At 71.0% G+C, this 15,665-nt stretch carries 18 protein-coding genes; 12 read left to right on the top strand and 6 right to left on the bottom strand.

The window, feature by feature from the left end; genetic code table 11:
- Positions 1 to 18 precede the first annotated feature (18 nt).
- Entirely contained in the window at positions 19 to 465 is a 447-nt protein-coding gene (locus tag ACNNMR_RS35775) for a DUF6278 family protein (RefSeq protein WP_419998860.1), read from the top strand.
- Here the strand turns inward: ACNNMR_RS35775 and ACNNMR_RS35780 are convergent.
- Positions 462 to 1,676 (bottom strand): MFS transporter, encoded by a 1,215-nt coding sequence (locus ACNNMR_RS35780; protein ID WP_419998861.1) that lies wholly within the window; start codon positions 1,674 to 1,676, stop codon positions 462 to 464. The two genes, ACNNMR_RS35775 and ACNNMR_RS35780, sit on opposite strands and share 4 nt — an antisense overlap.
- Positions 1,677 to 1,834: 158 nt before the next feature.
- On the opposite strand from ACNNMR_RS35780, the gene ACNNMR_RS35785 reads away from it, so the two are divergent.
- Entirely contained in the window at positions 1,835 to 2,236 is a 402-nt protein-coding gene (locus ACNNMR_RS35785; RefSeq protein ID WP_419998862.1) for a winged helix-turn-helix transcriptional regulator, read from the top strand.
- Positions 2,237 to 2,360: 124 nt separating this feature from the next.
- Here ACNNMR_RS35785 and ACNNMR_RS35790 read toward each other — a convergent pair whose 3' ends face one another.
- Positions 2,361 to 3,107, bottom strand: coding sequence for a GntR family transcriptional regulator (locus ACNNMR_RS35790; protein ID WP_419998863.1), 747 nt, complete (start codon positions 3,105 to 3,107; stop codon positions 2,361 to 2,363).
- Between the two features lie 629 nt (positions 3,108 to 3,736).
- On the opposite strand from ACNNMR_RS35790, the gene ACNNMR_RS35795 reads away from it, so the two are divergent.
- Positions 3,737 to 4,171, top strand: coding sequence for an ATP-binding protein (locus tag ACNNMR_RS35795; RefSeq protein WP_420000597.1), 435 nt, complete (start codon positions 3,737 to 3,739; stop codon positions 4,169 to 4,171).
- Here ACNNMR_RS35795 and ACNNMR_RS35800 read toward each other — a convergent pair.
- Positions 4,161 to 4,925, bottom strand: coding sequence for a hypothetical protein (locus ACNNMR_RS35800; protein WP_419998864.1), 765 nt, complete (start codon positions 4,923 to 4,925; stop codon positions 4,161 to 4,163). The genes ACNNMR_RS35795 and ACNNMR_RS35800 overlap by 11 nt on opposite strands.
- A gap of 143 nt (positions 4,926 to 5,068) precedes the next feature.
- Here ACNNMR_RS35800 and ACNNMR_RS35805 point away from each other — a divergent pair, with 143 nt between their 5' ends.
- Positions 5,069 to 6,391, top strand: coding sequence for a hypothetical protein (locus ACNNMR_RS35805; protein ID WP_419998865.1), 1,323 nt, complete (start codon positions 5,069 to 5,071; stop codon positions 6,389 to 6,391).
- Between the two features lie 75 nt (positions 6,392 to 6,466).
- Here the strand turns inward: ACNNMR_RS35805 and ACNNMR_RS35810 are convergent, their stop codons facing one another.
- Positions 6,467 to 7,375, bottom strand: coding sequence for an NAD(P)-dependent oxidoreductase (locus tag ACNNMR_RS35810; RefSeq protein ID WP_419998866.1), 909 nt, complete (start codon positions 7,373 to 7,375; stop codon positions 6,467 to 6,469).
- A 50-nt stretch (positions 7,376 to 7,425) separates the two neighbouring features.
- Here ACNNMR_RS35810 and ACNNMR_RS35815 point away from each other — a divergent pair, with 50 nt between their 5' ends.
- The 5 genes from ACNNMR_RS35815 (at position 7,426) to ACNNMR_RS35835 (ending at position 11,837) form a co-directional block, all read left to right on the top strand.
- The gene (locus ACNNMR_RS35815) at positions 7,426 to 7,782 is read left to right on the top strand and encodes a winged helix-turn-helix transcriptional regulator (protein WP_419998867.1); all 357 of its coding nucleotides are present in this window, start codon (positions 7,426 to 7,428) and stop codon (positions 7,780 to 7,782) included.
- Between the two features lie 218 nt (positions 7,783 to 8,000).
- Positions 8,001 to 8,843: a nitrilase-related carbon-nitrogen hydrolase gene (locus ACNNMR_RS35820; protein WP_419998868.1), complete on the top strand. Its 843-nt coding sequence runs from the start codon at positions 8,001 to 8,003 to the stop codon at positions 8,841 to 8,843.
- Positions 8,844 to 8,875: 32 nt separating this feature from the next.
- Complete coding sequence (locus tag ACNNMR_RS35825; RefSeq protein WP_420000598.1) at positions 8,876 to 10,108, top strand: aspartate aminotransferase family protein; 1,233 nt, start codon at positions 8,876 to 8,878, stop codon at positions 10,106 to 10,108.
- 77 nt (positions 10,109 to 10,185) lie between these two features.
- Entirely contained in the window at positions 10,186 to 11,169 is a 984-nt protein-coding gene (locus tag ACNNMR_RS35830; protein ID WP_419998869.1) for a GlxA family transcriptional regulator, read from the top strand.
- A 56-nt stretch (positions 11,170 to 11,225) separates the two neighbouring features.
- Positions 11,226 to 11,837: a cysteine hydrolase family protein gene (locus ACNNMR_RS35835; protein WP_419998870.1), complete on the top strand. Its 612-nt coding sequence runs from the start codon at positions 11,226 to 11,228 to the stop codon at positions 11,835 to 11,837.
- Between the two features lie 3 nt (positions 11,838 to 11,840).
- Here the strand turns inward: ACNNMR_RS35835 and ACNNMR_RS35840 are convergent, their stop codons facing one another.
- Complete coding sequence (locus tag ACNNMR_RS35840; RefSeq protein ID WP_419998871.1) at positions 11,841 to 12,821, bottom strand: NAD-dependent epimerase/dehydratase family protein; 981 nt, start codon at positions 12,819 to 12,821, stop codon at positions 11,841 to 11,843.
- A gap of 79 nt (positions 12,822 to 12,900) precedes the next feature.
- Here ACNNMR_RS35840 and ACNNMR_RS35845 point away from each other — a divergent pair, with 79 nt between their 5' ends.
- Genes ACNNMR_RS35845 through ACNNMR_RS35855 form a run of 3 tightly spaced genes read left to right on the top strand, consistent with a single transcriptional unit; the run spans position 12,901 to position 14,454 of the window.
- The gene (locus tag ACNNMR_RS35845; RefSeq protein WP_419998872.1) at positions 12,901 to 13,266 is read left to right on the top strand and encodes an ArsR/SmtB family transcription factor; all 366 of its coding nucleotides are present in this window, start codon (positions 12,901 to 12,903) and stop codon (positions 13,264 to 13,266) included.
- Positions 13,247 to 13,789, top strand: a complete 543-nt coding sequence (locus tag ACNNMR_RS35850; RefSeq protein WP_419998873.1) for an SRPBCC domain-containing protein — start codon at positions 13,247 to 13,249, stop codon at positions 13,787 to 13,789. The genes ACNNMR_RS35845 and ACNNMR_RS35850 overlap by 20 nt, the downstream gene beginning before the upstream one ends.
- Positions 13,789 to 14,454 (top strand): dihydrofolate reductase family protein, encoded by a 666-nt coding sequence (locus tag ACNNMR_RS35855; protein ID WP_419998874.1) that lies wholly within the window; start codon positions 13,789 to 13,791, stop codon positions 14,452 to 14,454. Before ACNNMR_RS35850 ends, ACNNMR_RS35855 begins: the two co-directional genes overlap by 1 nt.
- Before the next feature lie 39 nt (positions 14,455 to 14,493).
- On the opposite strand, the gene ACNNMR_RS35860 is transcribed toward ACNNMR_RS35855, so the two are convergent.
- On the bottom strand, positions 14,494 to 15,660 hold the full coding sequence (locus tag ACNNMR_RS35860) for a serine hydrolase domain-containing protein (protein ID WP_420000599.1): 1,167 nt from the start codon (positions 15,658 to 15,660) through the stop codon (positions 14,494 to 14,496).
- Between the last annotated feature and the right edge of the window lie 5 nt (positions 15,661 to 15,665).

Here is a 15,665-nt window from a genome sequence, read left to right on the forward strand (position 1 = left end):
GGATGCGACGCTTGACGTATGAACATCCCGTTCCTGGACAACTGGCGTAAGCGGTCCGGCACGGCTGCGATCGGCAGCGTGGCGGCCGGCGGCAGGCCGGACGACCCGGAGGGGCTGGCCGCGCTGCTCGCCGAATGCGACCTGCTGCGCAGGCAGGCGGAGGCGGCGGGCGTGGAACTGGACGACTCCGCGGCCTCGTTGGAGGCCCTCGATCAGCTGCTGCCGCGGTGGCGGGAGGATCCGTCCTTCGAGATGGACTGGCTGGGCAATGACGCGGGGTTCTACCTGGGGACTGTGGTGGTGCGTACGGTGCCGGGGGCGCGGTGGCGGCTTGCGGCGGACGGGCGGCCGGTGGTGGAGCTTGCGTCGGGGCGGGCGATCGATGTGGTGGAGGTCGGGGCGGGGTGGGCTGAGGACGGGACGCCGGAGCTGTCGCAGCTTTATGCGGAGGTTTCGGAGGTCTAGGAGTCTCTGAGGCGGTGAGGCGCGGCTGCTGAGGCGAGGAGTCCCAGGGCGGCGTAGGCGGCGCCGAGGAGGCTGACGGCCGGCCAGCCCGCGGCGCTGTAGGCCCAGGTGGTGGTGATGGCGCCGAGGGCGGAGCCGAGGGAGTAGAAGGCCATGTAGGCGCCGATGGTGCTGCTGCTTCGGTCGGGGTGGGTGGGTGCTGAGCGGGTGGTGGTGAGCAGGTGCTGGCTGCTGACATGGACTGCTTGTACGGCGAAGTCCAGGACGACGATGCCGAGGATCAACAGCCACAGCGATGAGCGGGCTTGAGAGATCAGCAGCCATGAGGCCGTGAGCAGGGCGAGGGACCAGCCGGTGACGGTTGGCGCGAGGCCCCGGTCGGCCCACCGGCCGGCGCGGGCTGCGCCCAAGGCGCCGATGAGCCCGACGAGGCCGAACAGGCCGATCTGGGTGGTCCCGAGGTGCCATGGGGCGTCGCTGAGGGGGAGGGCCAAGCCGCTCCAGAGGGTGCCGAAGGAGGCGAAGAGGAAGAAGGCTATGAGGCCGCGGGTGAGGAGGAGGCGGTCGTGGGTGATCAGGCGTCCCAGGGATGAGAGCAGCCGGCCGTACGGGGCGTGGGGGCGGGCGTCGAGGCGGCGGGCGTCGAGGCGGCGCGGATCGGGCGCGAGGGTGCGGTGGGCGATGAGCGCGAGGATCGCGCACAGGGCGGCGAGGACGAGGTAGATCGTGCGCCAGTCGGTCAGTTCGCCGAGGGCGCCGGCGGCGACCCGTACGCCGAGGATTCCGATGACGACGCCCGAGGTGACGGCGCCGATGTTGCGGCCGCGTTCGCCGGGCGGGGAGACGGCGGCGACGTAGGCGACGGTGATCTGGACGACCACGGCGAAGAGGCCGGCGAGGGCGAGGCCCGCTATCGCGATCACGGCGTTGGGGGCGGTGGCGGTCATGGTCGCGCCTGCCGCGGTGAGCAGGAGGTGCACCGTGATCAGCCGGCGGCGGTCGAAGAGGTCGCCGAGCGGGACGAGCAGCACGAGGCCCGCGAGATAGCCGATCTGGCCGGCGGCGACGAGGCGGCCGAGCGCGCTGTCGCTCAGGCCGAGGTCTTGGCCTGCGGCTTCGAGGATGGGTTGGATGCCGTAGATGGTCGACACCGCGACCGCGCAGATCAGGGCAAGGAGGGTGCGCTGGGGTCGGGACAGTCGCTGTGCCACACGGTTGCCGCCTTCCTCTTTTGGTTTCAAAATGAAACCTACTGAGAGGTCGAGGCTAGGGCATACTGGTTTCAGATTGCAACTCTTCATGGGGAGGGCTCGGCTCAGTGGATGTAACGCTCGCTACAGGAAGCGCCTGGACCGACCCGACGTGCCCGGTGGCGCGCACGTTGGACCTGGTCGGCGACCGGTGGAGTCTGCTGATCATCCGCGATGCGATGGACGGGGCGACGTCGTTCACCCAGTTCCGGGAAGGGCTGGGGATCGCCCGGAACATCCTCACGGACCGGCTCCGAAAGCTGGTCGAGCACGGGATTCTCGACAAGAGCGCCGCTGACGACGGCAGGCGTCATACGTATCGACTGACGGAGGCCGGCCGGGATCTCTTCACGACGGTGGTGGCTCTGCGTCAGTGGGGCGAGCGCCATGCCTTCGCCGCGGGCGAGGCGCGCTCGGTTCTCGTGGACGCCGGTGGCCGGAGGCTCCCGGAGCTGAGGCCGCTGGATGGGGGCGGCGCGCCGGTCTCGGCGGAGGAGTCACGCGTGCAGAAGCCCGCCTGAACGCTGCCCCGCTGGGCGTCATCACGGATTGTCAGTGCCTGGCGATAGATTCGTCACTGTCGGTGAGCAAGCTGGAAAGCCGGGGGTGTGACGGGCCATGGGGCAGTGGACAGTTGGTGAAGATTCAGTTCGTAAAGGGAATGTCGTATTCGAGCCGCCAGCGGTCGGCGCGGATGACGATGTCGGAGGTCTCGACGGGGCGGTCGTCCGCGTCGTAGTGGGTGCGCTCCACCACGGTGAGGCACTGGCCGGGGGAGCAGCCGAGGGTCTCGGCCTCGGCGCTCGTGGCGGCGCGCGAGCCGACAATCTCCGCCGCGCGCACCACCCGCACTCCAATCGCCGCGAGACGGCCGCGCACGCCCCGCTTGCCATACGGGCCGCGCTCCGGGAAGAGCACATCCGTGCCCTCGGTGATGGCGAGCGGCTCCCAACTGGTCGCGAGCTGCACCGGCTTGCGGTCCGCCAGGTATTCGTACTGGGTGCACATCACGCGATCCCCGGCCGGGATCCCGAGCCGCTCGGCGACCCGCCGCTCGGCGGGGGTGGTGACGGAGGTGGCCTCCCAGCTGAGCGAGGTGTCGTCCACCGAAATGCGGGCGGCGAAGGGCGAGTCGACGGATCCGGTGGAGCGCAGCAGCGTCCCGAGCGGCTTGCGATCCATGACGAAGACACCGCGGCCGAACTGCCCCTGCGCATACCCGGCCGCCTTGAGCACGCGCACCGCGCGGTCGACGGTCTGGTCGCTCGCCTCGTAGGCGCGCTTGAGGGCGGAGCGCGAGGGGATGGGTGCGCCGACTTCAAGGTCGCCCTTGTCGATCTGCTCGCGCAGATCGTCAGCAATGCGCTGGTACACCGGCCTGGTGTCGCCCATTTCGGGCTCCTTTCCCGCAACTCGCTTGACAGGCTAGGTACTAAGGGAAGAAGTATGCACCTAGGTAACAAGGTTGCAAGTGGAGGTGCCTGTGGAGCCCAGACCCGAAGTCCTCGCCTTGCCTGACGGGGCTAGTCCAGCGAGGGTGCGAGCGTTCGTCGCAAGCACCTTGCGGGGCCACGAGTTAGGACCGTGCGCGGCTCGGCTGGCCGCCGCGCTGGCGGCCGATACGGCGCTGCATTTCAACGGACGGCCCTGTCAGGTCGATCTCTACTTCACGCCGGCGGCGCTACGGATCACGGTCACGGCCATACTGCCCGAAGTCCCCTCCCCCCGCCCCCCGGACACCGAAGAACCCCGCCCGATGGACGTCGTCCTGAACGAAGGCGTCCTGTACGGCTCGGCGGTCAGCATGCGCGACGGCACGTCGGCGGTGTGGGTCGAGTTGCCTTGGGATGCGCTGCCGTGGGACACGAAGTGAACTACTACGGGGATCGGGGGGCGCCCGTGAAGTCCATGTCTGAAGAGTTAAGTCCGTGCGCGGCTTGGTTGGCGGCGAGGCCGGCGGTGGCCTGGGCTGAGCTGCTGTGGGACGTGCTGTGACCAGGTCCGCGGGCCGGACGGCCGCAATGGGCAGGACGGCCGCAATCGGTCCGGGCGGCGGACTCGCCGCAGAGGTGGCCTCCGCCGCGTGCACACTGCCTGCGACCGCGGTAGCGGTACCGGAGGCGCGGTCCTTCGCCGCCGCTGTGCTCAGTGTGTGGCGGGTGCCGGAGGAGGTGGGGTTTGGGGTGCGGATCATTGTGTCGGAGCTGGTGGGTAATGCTGTGCGGCACAGCGGGTCGGCGCATGTGTCGCTGCGGCTTACGTGCACCGGCGCGGTGTTGCGGGTGGAGGTGTCCGACGCGGGCGCATGGCGGCCCGCCGCCGCGCCTGCGGAGCAGCAGGACGCGGGGCAGGCGGAAGCGGGCCGGGGCCTGTTACTCGTGCGCGCTTACGCGGACAGCACCGGCATCATCCGCAGCGCAGCCGGCACCCGAGCGTGGGCGCAGCTCACTTGGTGAGCTGGTCCTTGCCGTTGTCGGCCTTCGGGGTCAGGGCGAGCGGCGAGGGCGCCTTCGCGGCCTTCGTGACGTCGCCGACCAGCTCGACGACGTCAGGTCCGTAGGACTGGGAGTTGACGACCTTGAGGAGGAGGACGAAGGAGCTGTTGCCGTACTTGCGGGTCAGCCGGGCCTCGTTGCGCGACAGGTAGCGCATCGCGGCCTGGTTGGTGATCGACCGCTGCCCGCAGGAGATGAAGACCGGCCGGGCGTCCTGCCCCGCCGTCAAACGGGCGAGGATGACGTGTTCCGACACCCCGTTCTCCAGCCGATAGCGCTCGCTGCCCACAGCGAAGGCGCCGCGGTCGGGCCCGGGCTCGGGATCGGTGTTCACGCGGACGCCGGGAAGGAGGGACTGCAGATGCGCTGCCATCCGGCGGTTGGATATCGGGGTGCCGACGCAGAACTCGGTGCGATCGCCGAACCCCTGCTGAGCCGTGTCATGCGCGATGACCTGGACGTGCGCGCCGCACTCCTTGATCACAGCGGCGAGCTCAAGGAGCGCGAGCGCATCGTGCTTGGCCACGCTCCAGTCACCCCCGCTCGCGTCGCGGTTCACCACGACAAGGCACTCGGAGTTCTCCGGCAGACCGTAGAAGCGCTCGCGCCGGGCTCTCTTCCGGCCCGCGAGGGAGTTGCGGGCGTACCAGCCGAGGCCGGCCCCGACAAGCACCCCCGCGGCGACGAGGACGATGGTGAGCATGGCGTCATTCATGGCCGCGCATGCTAGCGGTATCGCGCACCACTGTTCGAGTTTGCCGCCCGCAAAGTATCCGTAGCCCGGACGTAACAGACCTGGTGTCCAATGCCCGGGCGAGGTCTGGCCGGAAGCGGACGCGGGTGGCGGTGGAGAAACGCATGGTTGTGGCGGAAGTAGAGCGCTTTGCGGAATTTCTGCGCGAGGTGGTGACCGGCCTCGATCCGCAGGCCGGCTGGTACGGCGTCTTCGCCCAGGAGGACCCCGAAGGCCTACGCGCCTGCCTGCAGGGACGCGAGCTGCCGCCGTGGGACGTGGTCGAGTCCCTGCTGTCCGACACCGGCGCGCACGCCGGCGAACCGGCGGCCCGGGCGAGGGCGCTGCACGCGGCGGCGATCGCGGCGTGGGATGTGCGCGAGGGCAGCGTGGCGGAGCTCGCGGCGCGTCTGGACGCGATGCAGCAGGAGCTGCAGAGCAAGGAACGCGACCTACGGGAGGTCCACGCGGCTCTGGCCCAGGCGGCATCGAGGGAGGCACACGAGCGGCTCGCGCGCGAGCAGGCGTGGCTGCAGGACGATCGGATGCGGGCAACTGCTCGGTGCGAGGAGTTGCGGGGGCGGATGGCGGCGCTGCGGGAGCGGGTGGGGGTGGAGTATCGCGCGGAGCAGCTACCCGCGGCGGGGGGACTCGCGGCGGAGCGACCCGCGGCGCAGCGTCACGCGAAAGCCGCCCGCCCCCGCGGCGCTCGCTTCGCCGGTGTCGACGGCGCCGCCGTCCCCCCGCCCGTTCTCCCGGCGATGGGGGACGGGGCGGCCGTGGCCGATGCCCCGAGCGGGGGCGGGGCAGGAGGCGCTCGCTTCGCCGGAGCGGCGGGCGGCGCCGCCACCCGTACCCGCCGTGGCGACGCCAAGCGCGCCGAGGCCGCCCGGCTCGAAGAGGAGGAGCGGGTCGCCGAGCGCCGGGACGCCGCGGCCGCCGTCGAGCGGATCGTGCGGCTGCGGGCGGCGGGCCGTACGGGCGAGGCGTACGCCGAACTCACCGCCGCCGCGGCCGGCGCGGCGAACCGGCTGCCCGCGCTCGTCAGCGCCCTGGAGCGGGCCGGACTCGCGGCGGACACGTCCACCCTGCTCTGGGAGGCAGGCAACCAGCCCGCGCTCCGATTGGCGGCCACCGCCGCGGCCTTAGCGACTTCCGGACACCCCGATGCGGCGGCGCAACTCCTCCGCCAGTCCGTATCCCGCCCACCCGCCGACCTCGCCACCATCACCCGCGCCCTCCACGAAGCCGGCCGCCCGGCCGAACTCCACACCCTCCTCGTCGCCTTCATCCAGACCCGCACCGCAGACGAGGCCACCCGCCTCGCCCTCGAAGCCCCTGCCCTCCTGGTCCCCCACCTCCTCACCGCGGCCAAGTCCGCCTCACCCACCCGCCACCACGCCCTCACCAGCGCACTCCGCTCGGCGGGCGTGCCAGGCGCCGGGTGAGGCCCGTACGAGACGCCACACCCACGCCCGCACGCCGCTGCCGCGCCCGCACGCCGCTGCCGCGCCCTCCCGCCCTCACCCCCTCCGCCCGATCACCTCCACCACCCGCGAAAACCCGTCCTCCCCATGCCCGAGCCCAACCACCCTCCGCGCCATCCCCTCAGCCGCCCGCATGACCCCCGCCTCGATCCCATGCGCCTCCGAGGCATGCACGATGTGGGCCATCGACGACGCCGCCGACGTGATCGGGTTGCCCTCCCCGGAGAAGCTGCCGGAGTCGATGTCCTCCGCGGACTGTTCGAAGACCGGCGGGAGGATCGCGCCAATGCCCTTGGCGAAGGGCGCCAGTTCACGCGCGCTGATGCCCTCAGCCCGCGCCACCGCCAGGGCATGCGCATAGCCCGCCATCGCCGTCCAGAAGATGTCCAGCAGCGCGATGTCGTACGCCGCCGCCCGGCCGATGTCCTCGCCGAGGTGGGTGTGCGTGCCGCCCAGGGTGTCCAGTGCGGGCCGGTGCTCGGCGTAGAGGTCCTCGGGGCCGGAGTAGATGAAGACACCGTCCGGCGTCCCGATGGTCGTGGTCGGCGTCATGATGGCGCCGTCCAGGTATCGGATGCCGTGTCCGGCGGCCCAGTCACCCGTGTCCCGGGCCCGGGCCGGGGTGTCCGCGGTCAGGTTCACCACCGTGCGGCCCTTCAGCGCATCGGTGACGGACTCCCGCCGCAGAATGGCGTCCGACGCGTCGTAGTTGAGCACGCAGACCACCGTCAGCCCGCTCGCCGCGACCGCCTCCGCCGCCGTATCGGCGCTCAGCGCGCCGCGGGCGACCAGGTCCCGGTCCTTGCCCGGCGTACGGTTCCAGACCGTCGTCCGCAGCCCCGCGTCGAGGAAGGCGCTCGCCAGGGCCCTTCCCATCGGCCCCAGGCCGAGGACGGTGACGGTGCGGGTGCCGGTGACGGCAGACTGTTCAGAGTGCAGTGACATGCTTCAACTCCCGTATAAATAGCTATAAAGCAAGAGAAAAGGGGCGCAAAGTGACGCGCAGTCGGGCCCAGGATCTGAACGTGTGCGGGGTAGTCGCCGCAATCGCCGTCATCGACGGCAAGTGGAAGACCGCGCTGCTCTGGCAGCTCGAGTCCGGCCCACGCCGCCCCGGTGAGCTACGCCGTCACCTGCCCGGGCTCACCGAGAAGGTGCTGACGCAGGCGCTCCGCGAGATGGAGGCTGACGGGCTCGTGCACCGCGAAGTGCACGACGTGCTGCCGCTGAAGACCACCTACTCCCTGACGGACTTCGGCAGGGACCTCTCCGAGCGGCTGGCGCCCTTGTCCGACTGGGGCCACCGCCGCCTCGAAAAGCTGGCTATGGCGGCCGGCGGGCAGCCCTCCTAACGCGCATCACCCCAGTTCCCGGACCGGCCGACCACCCACAACGAGCCTCGCCCCTCCACCACCCCCTGCCAAGTACCCACAAAAAAGTGGCCACCCGAGATCGACCCGCGACACACCCGGACGCCCCAGCCCGCGGTCTTGTCACCGCCTCCCTGCCCGCTTACGTTCGGATTTCGACGGCTGTCCTCTACAGGCGTAGACCGCACAAGGAGCAGCTCATGAGCAACGTCGTACGCGCCGCCCTGGTCCAGGCGACCTGGACCGGCGACACCGAGTCGATGATCGCCAAGCACGAGGACCACGCCCGCGCCGCGGCCGCACAGGGAGCCAAGATCATCGGCTTCCAGGAGGTCTTCAACGCCCCCTACTTCTGCCAGGTCCAGGAGCCCGAGCACTACCGGTGGGCCGAGCCCGTGCCCGACGGCCCCACCACGGTCCGCATGCAGGCCCTCGCCCGCGAGACCGGCATGGTGATCGTGTCGCCGGTCTTCGAGGTCGAGCAGGAGGGGTTCTACTACAACACCGCGGTCGTCATCGACGCCGACGGCACCGTCCTCGGCAAGTACCGCAAGCACCACATCCCGCAGGTCAAGGGCTTCTGGGAGAAGTACTACTTCAAGCCCGGGAACGCCGGCTGGCCGGTCTTCGACACCGCCGTCGGCAAGGTCGGCGTCTACATCTGCTACGACCGCCACTTCCCCGAGGGCTGGCGCCAGCTCGGCCTCAACGGCGCCCAGCTCGTCTACAACCCCTCCGCCACCTCCCGCGGCCTCTCCGCCTACCTGTGGCAGCTGGAGCAGCCCGCCGCCGCCGTCGCCAACGAGTACTTCATCGCCGCGATCAACCGCGTCGGCCAGGAGGAGTACGGCGACAACGACTTCTACGGCACCAGCTACTTCGTCGACCCCCGCGGCCAGTTCGTCGGCGACACCGCCGGCGACAAGGAAGAGGAACTCGTCGTCCGCGACCTCGACTTCGGCCTGATCGAGGAGGTCAGGCAGCAGTGGGCGTTCTATCGCGACCGACGCCCCGACGCGTACGAAGGGCTGGTGCAGCCGTGAGCGATGAACTGCTGCGCCGCCACAAGGCCGTCATGCCCGACTGGCTCGCGCTCTATTACGGCGACCCCATCGAGATCACCCACGGCGAGGGCCGGCACGTCTGGGACGCCGTGGGCAACCGCTACCTCGACTTCTTCGGCGGCATCCTCACCACCATGACCGCCCACGCCCTCCCCGAGGTCACCAAGGCGGTCGCCGAGCAGGCCGGCCGCATCCTGCACACCTCCACCCTCTATCTGAACCGGCAGATGGTGGAGCTCGCCGAGCGCATCGCCCAGCTCTCCGGCATCCCGGACGCCCGCGTCTTCTTCACCACGTCCGGTACGGAGGCCAACGACGCCGCCCTGCTCCTCGCCACGGCGCACCGCAGCTCGAATCAGATCCTGGCGATGCGCAACAGCTACCACGGCCGCTCCTTCTCGGCCGTCGGCATTACGGGCAACCGCTCCTGGTCGCCCACCAGCCTCTCCCCGCTGCAGACGCTCTACGTGCACGGCGGCGTCCGTACGACGGGCCCCTTCGCGCACCTCTCCGACGCCGAGTTCATCGAGGCCTGCGTCGCCGACCTGCGCGAGCTGCTCGACCAGACCCGCGGCGTCGCGGCGCTGATCGCCGAGCCGATCCAGGGCGTCGGCGGTTTCACGTCCGGACCCGACGGGCTCTTCGCCGCCTTCCGCGAGGTGCTCGACGAGCACGGCATCCTCTGGATCTCGGATGAGGTGCAGACCGGCTGGGGGCGTACCGGCGAGCACTTCTGGGGCTGGCAGGCGCACGGCCAGAACGGGCCGCCGGACATGCTCACCTTCGCCAAGGGCATCGGCAATGGCGCCTCCATCGGCGGCGTCGTCGCCCGCGCCGAGGTCATGAACTGCCTCGACGCCAACTCCATCTCCACCTTCGGCGGCAGCCCGATCACCATGGCCGCGGGCACCGCCAACCTCACCTACCTCCTGGAACACGACCTCCAGGGCAACGCCCGCCGCGTCGGCGGCCTGCTCCTGGAGCGCATGCGGGCGGTGGCGGCGACGCTCGACGTGGTCCGTGAGGTACGCGGCCGCGGCCTCATGATCGGCGTCGAGCTGGCCACTCCTGCCGCGGCGACCGCCGCCCTGGAGGCGGCCCGCGAGGCAGGCCTGCTGATCGGCAAGGGCGGCCTGAACGGCGCCACGCTCCGTATCGCGCCGCCGCTGAGCCTCACGGTCGCGGAGGCGGAGGAGGGGGCCGGGCTGCTGGAGGGGGCGCTGCGGGAGGCGGCCACCGCCTGACGGACTCGGACACCAATGTCCGGATGTGACAGAAAGCAGTCATTGCGGCCATCCGGTCGCCGCGCGACCATAGACGCATGCCCACCACCCGCCGCATCGTGATCACGGTCTTCCCGGACGTCGACCTCCTCGACGTCACCGGCCCGGCCGAGGTCTTCTCCCTGGCCAACCGGGAGACCGGCGGCGCGGCGGGCTACGAGGTGCAGCTCGCCTCCCCGGAGGCGGGCGTGGTCACCACCTCGGCGGGCGTGCGGCTGGTCACGGACCTGTCGTGCGCCGAGGTCGACGGCGTCCTGGACACCCTCCTGGTGCCCGGCGCCGTGGACGCCCACCCGGAGGGCCCCGTGCCCCGCCTCGACCCGGAGGTGGTGGCGTGGGTGGCCAAGGTCGCCCCCGCGGCCAAGCGCGTGGCGTCCGTCTGCGTCGGCGCCCATGTGCTGGCGGCGGCCGGGCTGCTGGACGGCAGGACCGCCACCACGCACTGGTCGACCGCGGGCCGGCTCGCCGCCGATCACCCCGAGGTCACCGTCGACCCGGACCCGATCTTCGTACGCAGCGGGAACATCTGGACCGGCGCCGGCATCAGCGCCTGCATGGACCTGGCCCTGGCCCTGGTCACCGAGGACCTGGGCGAGGAGGTCGCGCTGACGGTGGCCAGGCAGCTGGTGATGTACCTGAAGCGGCAGGGCGGCCAGAGCCAGTTCTCGGTGCCGCTCAGCCGCCCGCCCGCGGCCCGGCGGGACATCGACGAGCTGCGGATGTACGTCGCCGAGCACCTGGACGCGGACCTGTCCGCCCCCGTACTCGCCGAGCGGATGTGCCTGAGCGAGCGGCACTTCGCCCGGGTCTTCCGCCAGGAGACCGGGACCACGCCCGCCGGTTACGTCGAGGCCGCCAGGGTCGAGGCGGCCAGGCGGCTCCTGGAGAGCACCGACGACCCCCTCGACAAGGTGGCCGCCGCCTGCGGACTCGGCTCGGTGGAGACCCTCCACCGGGCGCTCCGCAAGCACATCGGCACCACGCCTGCGGCGTACCGCCGCCGGTTTCGCACGGCGAGCTGAGCGCTCGCGGCTTCCGTACCACCGCACATTCCGTACCACCGAATATGGAGACACCCATGTCTGCTGTGTCCGCTTCCAAGACCCTGCGCGAGCTCGGCGGCGCGTCCGAGGAGGCCCCGCGCCTCGTCGACGCCACCCTCATCATGATCGACTACCAGAACACCTACCGGACCGGCGTCATGGAGCTCGTCGGCGCCGAGGAGGCGGTCAAGGCCGGCAAGCGGCTGCTGGAGGCCGCCCGCGCCGCCGGCGCCAAGGTCATCCACATCCAGCACGACGGCGGCGAGGGCAGCCCGTACGACATCAACACCCACCTCGGCGCCATCAGCGACGAGGTCGCCCCGGTCGAGGGCGAGCCGGTGATCCTCAAGAAGGCGCCGAACTCCTTCCACGGCACCACGCTTGAGCAGACGCTGAAGGACATCGGCGCGGGTGAGGAGCTGGTCCTGGCGGGCCTGATGGCCCACATGTGCGTCACCTTCACCTCCGAGGGCGCCGCCCTCCGCGGTTACCGCCCGACGGTCGTCGCCGACACCACGGCCTCCCGCAACCTGCCCACCGCCGACGGCAGCGTCGTCCCGGCGGAGACGCTGAAGCGGTCCGCGCTGGCCCAGATCGGCGACGCGTACGGCCTGGTGGTCAACTCGGTCGAGGACCTCAAGGCGTAACCCTCAGCCACGCGCATACCGCGCCAGCGCCCGCGCCTCCTGTGCCGCGCTGAACCCCTCCGCCAGCGGCGGCCGGCCGCGCTCGCGATCCCACGCGAGCACGTCGGCCGCCGTTCGCGCGAGCGGCGTCGCGGGCATCCCGGCGGCCCGCGCCCGCGCCGGGTTGTGCTGCGAGACCGGCCAGTGCGGCCGTACGAGCGGAAAGCCGGGCCACCCGGGCAGCTCGTCGTCCGGCACGTCCACGCGGACGAGCTCCACCTCGCTCCCGGCCGCCTCCGCGCAGGTCTGGATCACCCCGCCGAGCGTCGTCGGATCCGCGGGCCCCACCGCGTGGAAGGCGCCGGCCCGCCCGTCCTCCAGCAGCCGCAGCACCAGCCGCGCCACATCCCGTACGTCCACGACCTGCACCGGCTGGGCGGGGTCGCCCGGCACCGGCACCCGGCCGCCGAGCGCGGCCCGCCGCACCCAGTACGTGAAGGCGTCGAAGTTGTCGTACGGGCCGACGACGCGGCCGGGGCGGACAAGGGTGGCCCGTGCCCCGTACCGCGCGACGACGTCGTCCTCGCATGCCACCTTCAGGGCGCCGTAGTTGTCCCCGTCCAGGGTTTCGGTGTCGCGTACGGGTCGCTTGCGCGCGGCGTCCTCGTCGGCGCCGGGGGAGAGGGCCTCGTCCGCGTACACGGCCCGGCTGGAGATGAAGAGATAGCGGGCGACGCGGTCGCCGAGGGCGTCCATGGCCTGTCCGACCTGGCGCGGGACGTAACCGCTGACGTCCACGGCCGCGTCCCAACGGCGGTCGGGGGCGCCCGTGATGGCGCCGTAGTCGCCGGTCTCGCGGTCCCCGATGAGCCGCTCGGCCTCGGGGAAGAGATCGGCCCCGGTCTTCCCTCTCCCGAAGAGCGTCACCTCGTGCCCCGCCCGCAGGGCATCCGCCACGATCGCCCGCCCGACAAAGGCCGTTCCGCCAAGCACCAGGAGTCGCATGGCGGCGGACCCTACCGCCGTCTCCTCAAGACTGACAGTGAACCCTTGACGTATTCCGATATAGGCATATGATGGAGCCATGGCACGAGCAGCGACGACCTCGGACGCGTTCAACGCGATCGCGGAACCGCAGCGGCGCGAAATCCTGGAGCTGCTGCGGGGCGGCGAGCAGCCGGTGAACGACCTGGCGCAGGGCCTCGGCATGACCCAGCCGCAGGCGTCCAAGCACCTGCGGGTGCTGCGGGAGGTGGGTCTGGTGCGGGTCCGCGGGGTGGGCAAGCAGCGGCTGTACGGCCTGGAGGCCCGCGGGCTGCGGCCGATCCATGAGTGGGTGGGCGGCTTCGAGCAGTTCTGGCACGAGAGCTTCGACCGGCTGGATGTGTACGTGCAGGAGTTGAAGCATGCAAGGCAGGAGGCACCACACCATGGCGACACCCAGAAGTAGCGGCGGCGAGGCAGCGCAGGCGTCCACGGCCGCAGTCGCGGCCGACGCGGGCCGCGAGGTCGTGATCTCGCGGCTGATCGACGCCCCGCGGGAGTTGGTCTTCGAGGCGTTTACGCAGGTCCGGCACCTGTCGCGATGGTGGGGGCCGGAGGGCTTCACCACCACGACGCGGACCTTCGACTTCCGCGTCGGCGGGGTGTGGGACTTCGTGATGCACGGGCCCGACGGGACCGACTACCAGGAGTGGATCACCTGGCAGGAGATCGTCCCGCCGGAGCGGATCGCGCTGCTGCACGGCGAGTCCCGCGATGACCCCAACGCCTTCGAGTCGTTCCTGGACTTCGAGCCGGCCGGCGACGAGACGCGGATCGTGATGCGCACGGTGTTCCCTTCCAAGGAGCTCCGCGACGAGGCGGTCGAGAAGTATCACGCGATCGAGGGCGGCGAGCAGACCCTGAGCAATCTGGCGGCCTACGTCGCCGAACTCACCCGAAACGAGCAGGAGAAGGGGGCGGAGGGCTGATGGCCGGGAAGGTGTTCTTCAGCGTGACGATGTCGCTCGACGGATTCATGGCCCCGGAGGCCGTGCCGGCCGAGGACGCGTTCTCGCCCGCGAAGAAGGACGATCCGGGCGTGCGGCGCTGGAACAGGAAGTGGGCGGAGCTGCAGGCGTGGGTATTCCCGCTGCGGTGGTTCCGGGAAAACCTCAAGCTCGGCGAGGGCGGCGAGGAAGGCATAGACAATGACATCGTGCGGGCGACGTATGAGCGCACCGGCGCGAGCGTCATGGGCAAGCGGATGTTCGACCTGGGCGAGCAGGCGTGGCCGGAGGAGGCCCCGTTCCACACCCCGGTCTTTGTCGTAACCCATGAGAAGCGGGAGCCGTGGGAGCGGCCGGGCGGCACGACCTTCCACTTCGTCAACGACGGCATCGAGAGCGCGCTGCTGCAGGCCCGCGAGGCCGCCGGCGGCCGCGATGTGCGGATAGCCGGCGGCGGCGAGACGATCCAGCAGTATCTGGACGGCGGGCTGATCGACGAGTTCACGATCGCGCTGGCGCCGGTGCTGTTCGGCGCGGGCGTCCGCCTCTTCGACCACGTGGACCCCGACCGCCTCGCGCTGGAGCAGGCCCGCTCGGACGCCTCGTCACGGGTGACCCACCTGACGTACACGTCCGCGAAGCGCTAGGCGCGCACTGCGCTTCAAGCGTTAGGCGCGCGCTGCGCTTCAGTCGATCGCCTGGTACGCGGTCGTCCAGAAGTCGCGATGCAGGCGCGGCGTGTCCTCAGAGTCGATCGCCGCCTGGGACAGCAGGATCCCGGCGAGCTGCTCGGCGGGGTCGCCGTACGCGGTCGTGCCGAGGCCGCCGTCCCAGCCGAACTGGCCGACGGAGGCGAGGTCGCGGCGCTGGGTGCGGACCGCCATGCCGAAGCCGAAGCCGCCGTGCGCGCCGAAGTATTCGGGGAAGCGGTCCTTCTCCGCCTTCTGTTCCGGAGTGAGGTGATCCATCGTCATCAGCTCGACGGCGGCCCGCGAGAGGATGCGCACGCCGCCGTACGTGCCCTTGTGCAGCAGCATCTGGAAGAAGGTGTGGTAGTCATCGACGGTCGAGACGAGGCCGGTGCCGCCGGACTCGAAGGCCGGGGGCCGGCTGTAGAGCCCGCCGGCCGCCTCGTCCCAGACCACCAGCTCACCGGTCTCCGGATCGTGGGCGTAACTCGTGGGCAGCCGGTGGATCTTGTCGGCCGGGACATGAAAGCCGGTGTCCCGCATCCCCAGCGGCGTGAAGACGCGCTCCCGCAGGAACGCCTCGAACGACTGCCCCGCAACCCTGGCGACCAGCACGCCAAGGATGTCGGATCCGGTGTTGTACAGCCACCGCTCCCCGGGCTGGCAGATCAGCGGCAGCCTGCTGAGATTACGCATCCACTCATCGGGCCCGCAGGTCGGCACCTGCCCGAAGGCGCCGATCCCCGACTCCTCGATCAGCTCCTGGACCGGGTAGGTGCCGGGCGCGGCGACCACCATGCCGAAGCCATTGGTGAAGGTCAGCAAGTCCCGTACGGTGATGGGCCGCTTGGCCGGCACCGTGTCGTCGGCCGGCCCCTCGATGCTCTTCAGCACCTGCCGGTCGGCGAGTTCGGGCAGCCACGGGTCGACCGGGTCGTCGAGCCGCAGCCTGCACTCCTCGATGAGAATCATGACCGCGGCCGTGGTGACGGGCTTGGTCGCGGACGCCATGCGGAAGATGGTGTCGCGACGCATGGGCGATCCCGCGCCGCCCGCCTCGTGTGAGCCGAGCACTTCGACGTGCGTCTCGCCCTTGCGGCTGACGAGCGCCACGAGTCCGGGTATCGCCCCGGATTCGACGTGCCCGGACAACACCTCGCGCATGCGGC

The organism is Streptomyces boninensis, assembly GCF_048572725.1.
In the GTDB taxonomy this organism is placed as follows: Bacteria; Actinomycetota; Actinomycetes; order Streptomycetales; family Streptomycetaceae; genus Streptomyces; species Streptomyces boninensis.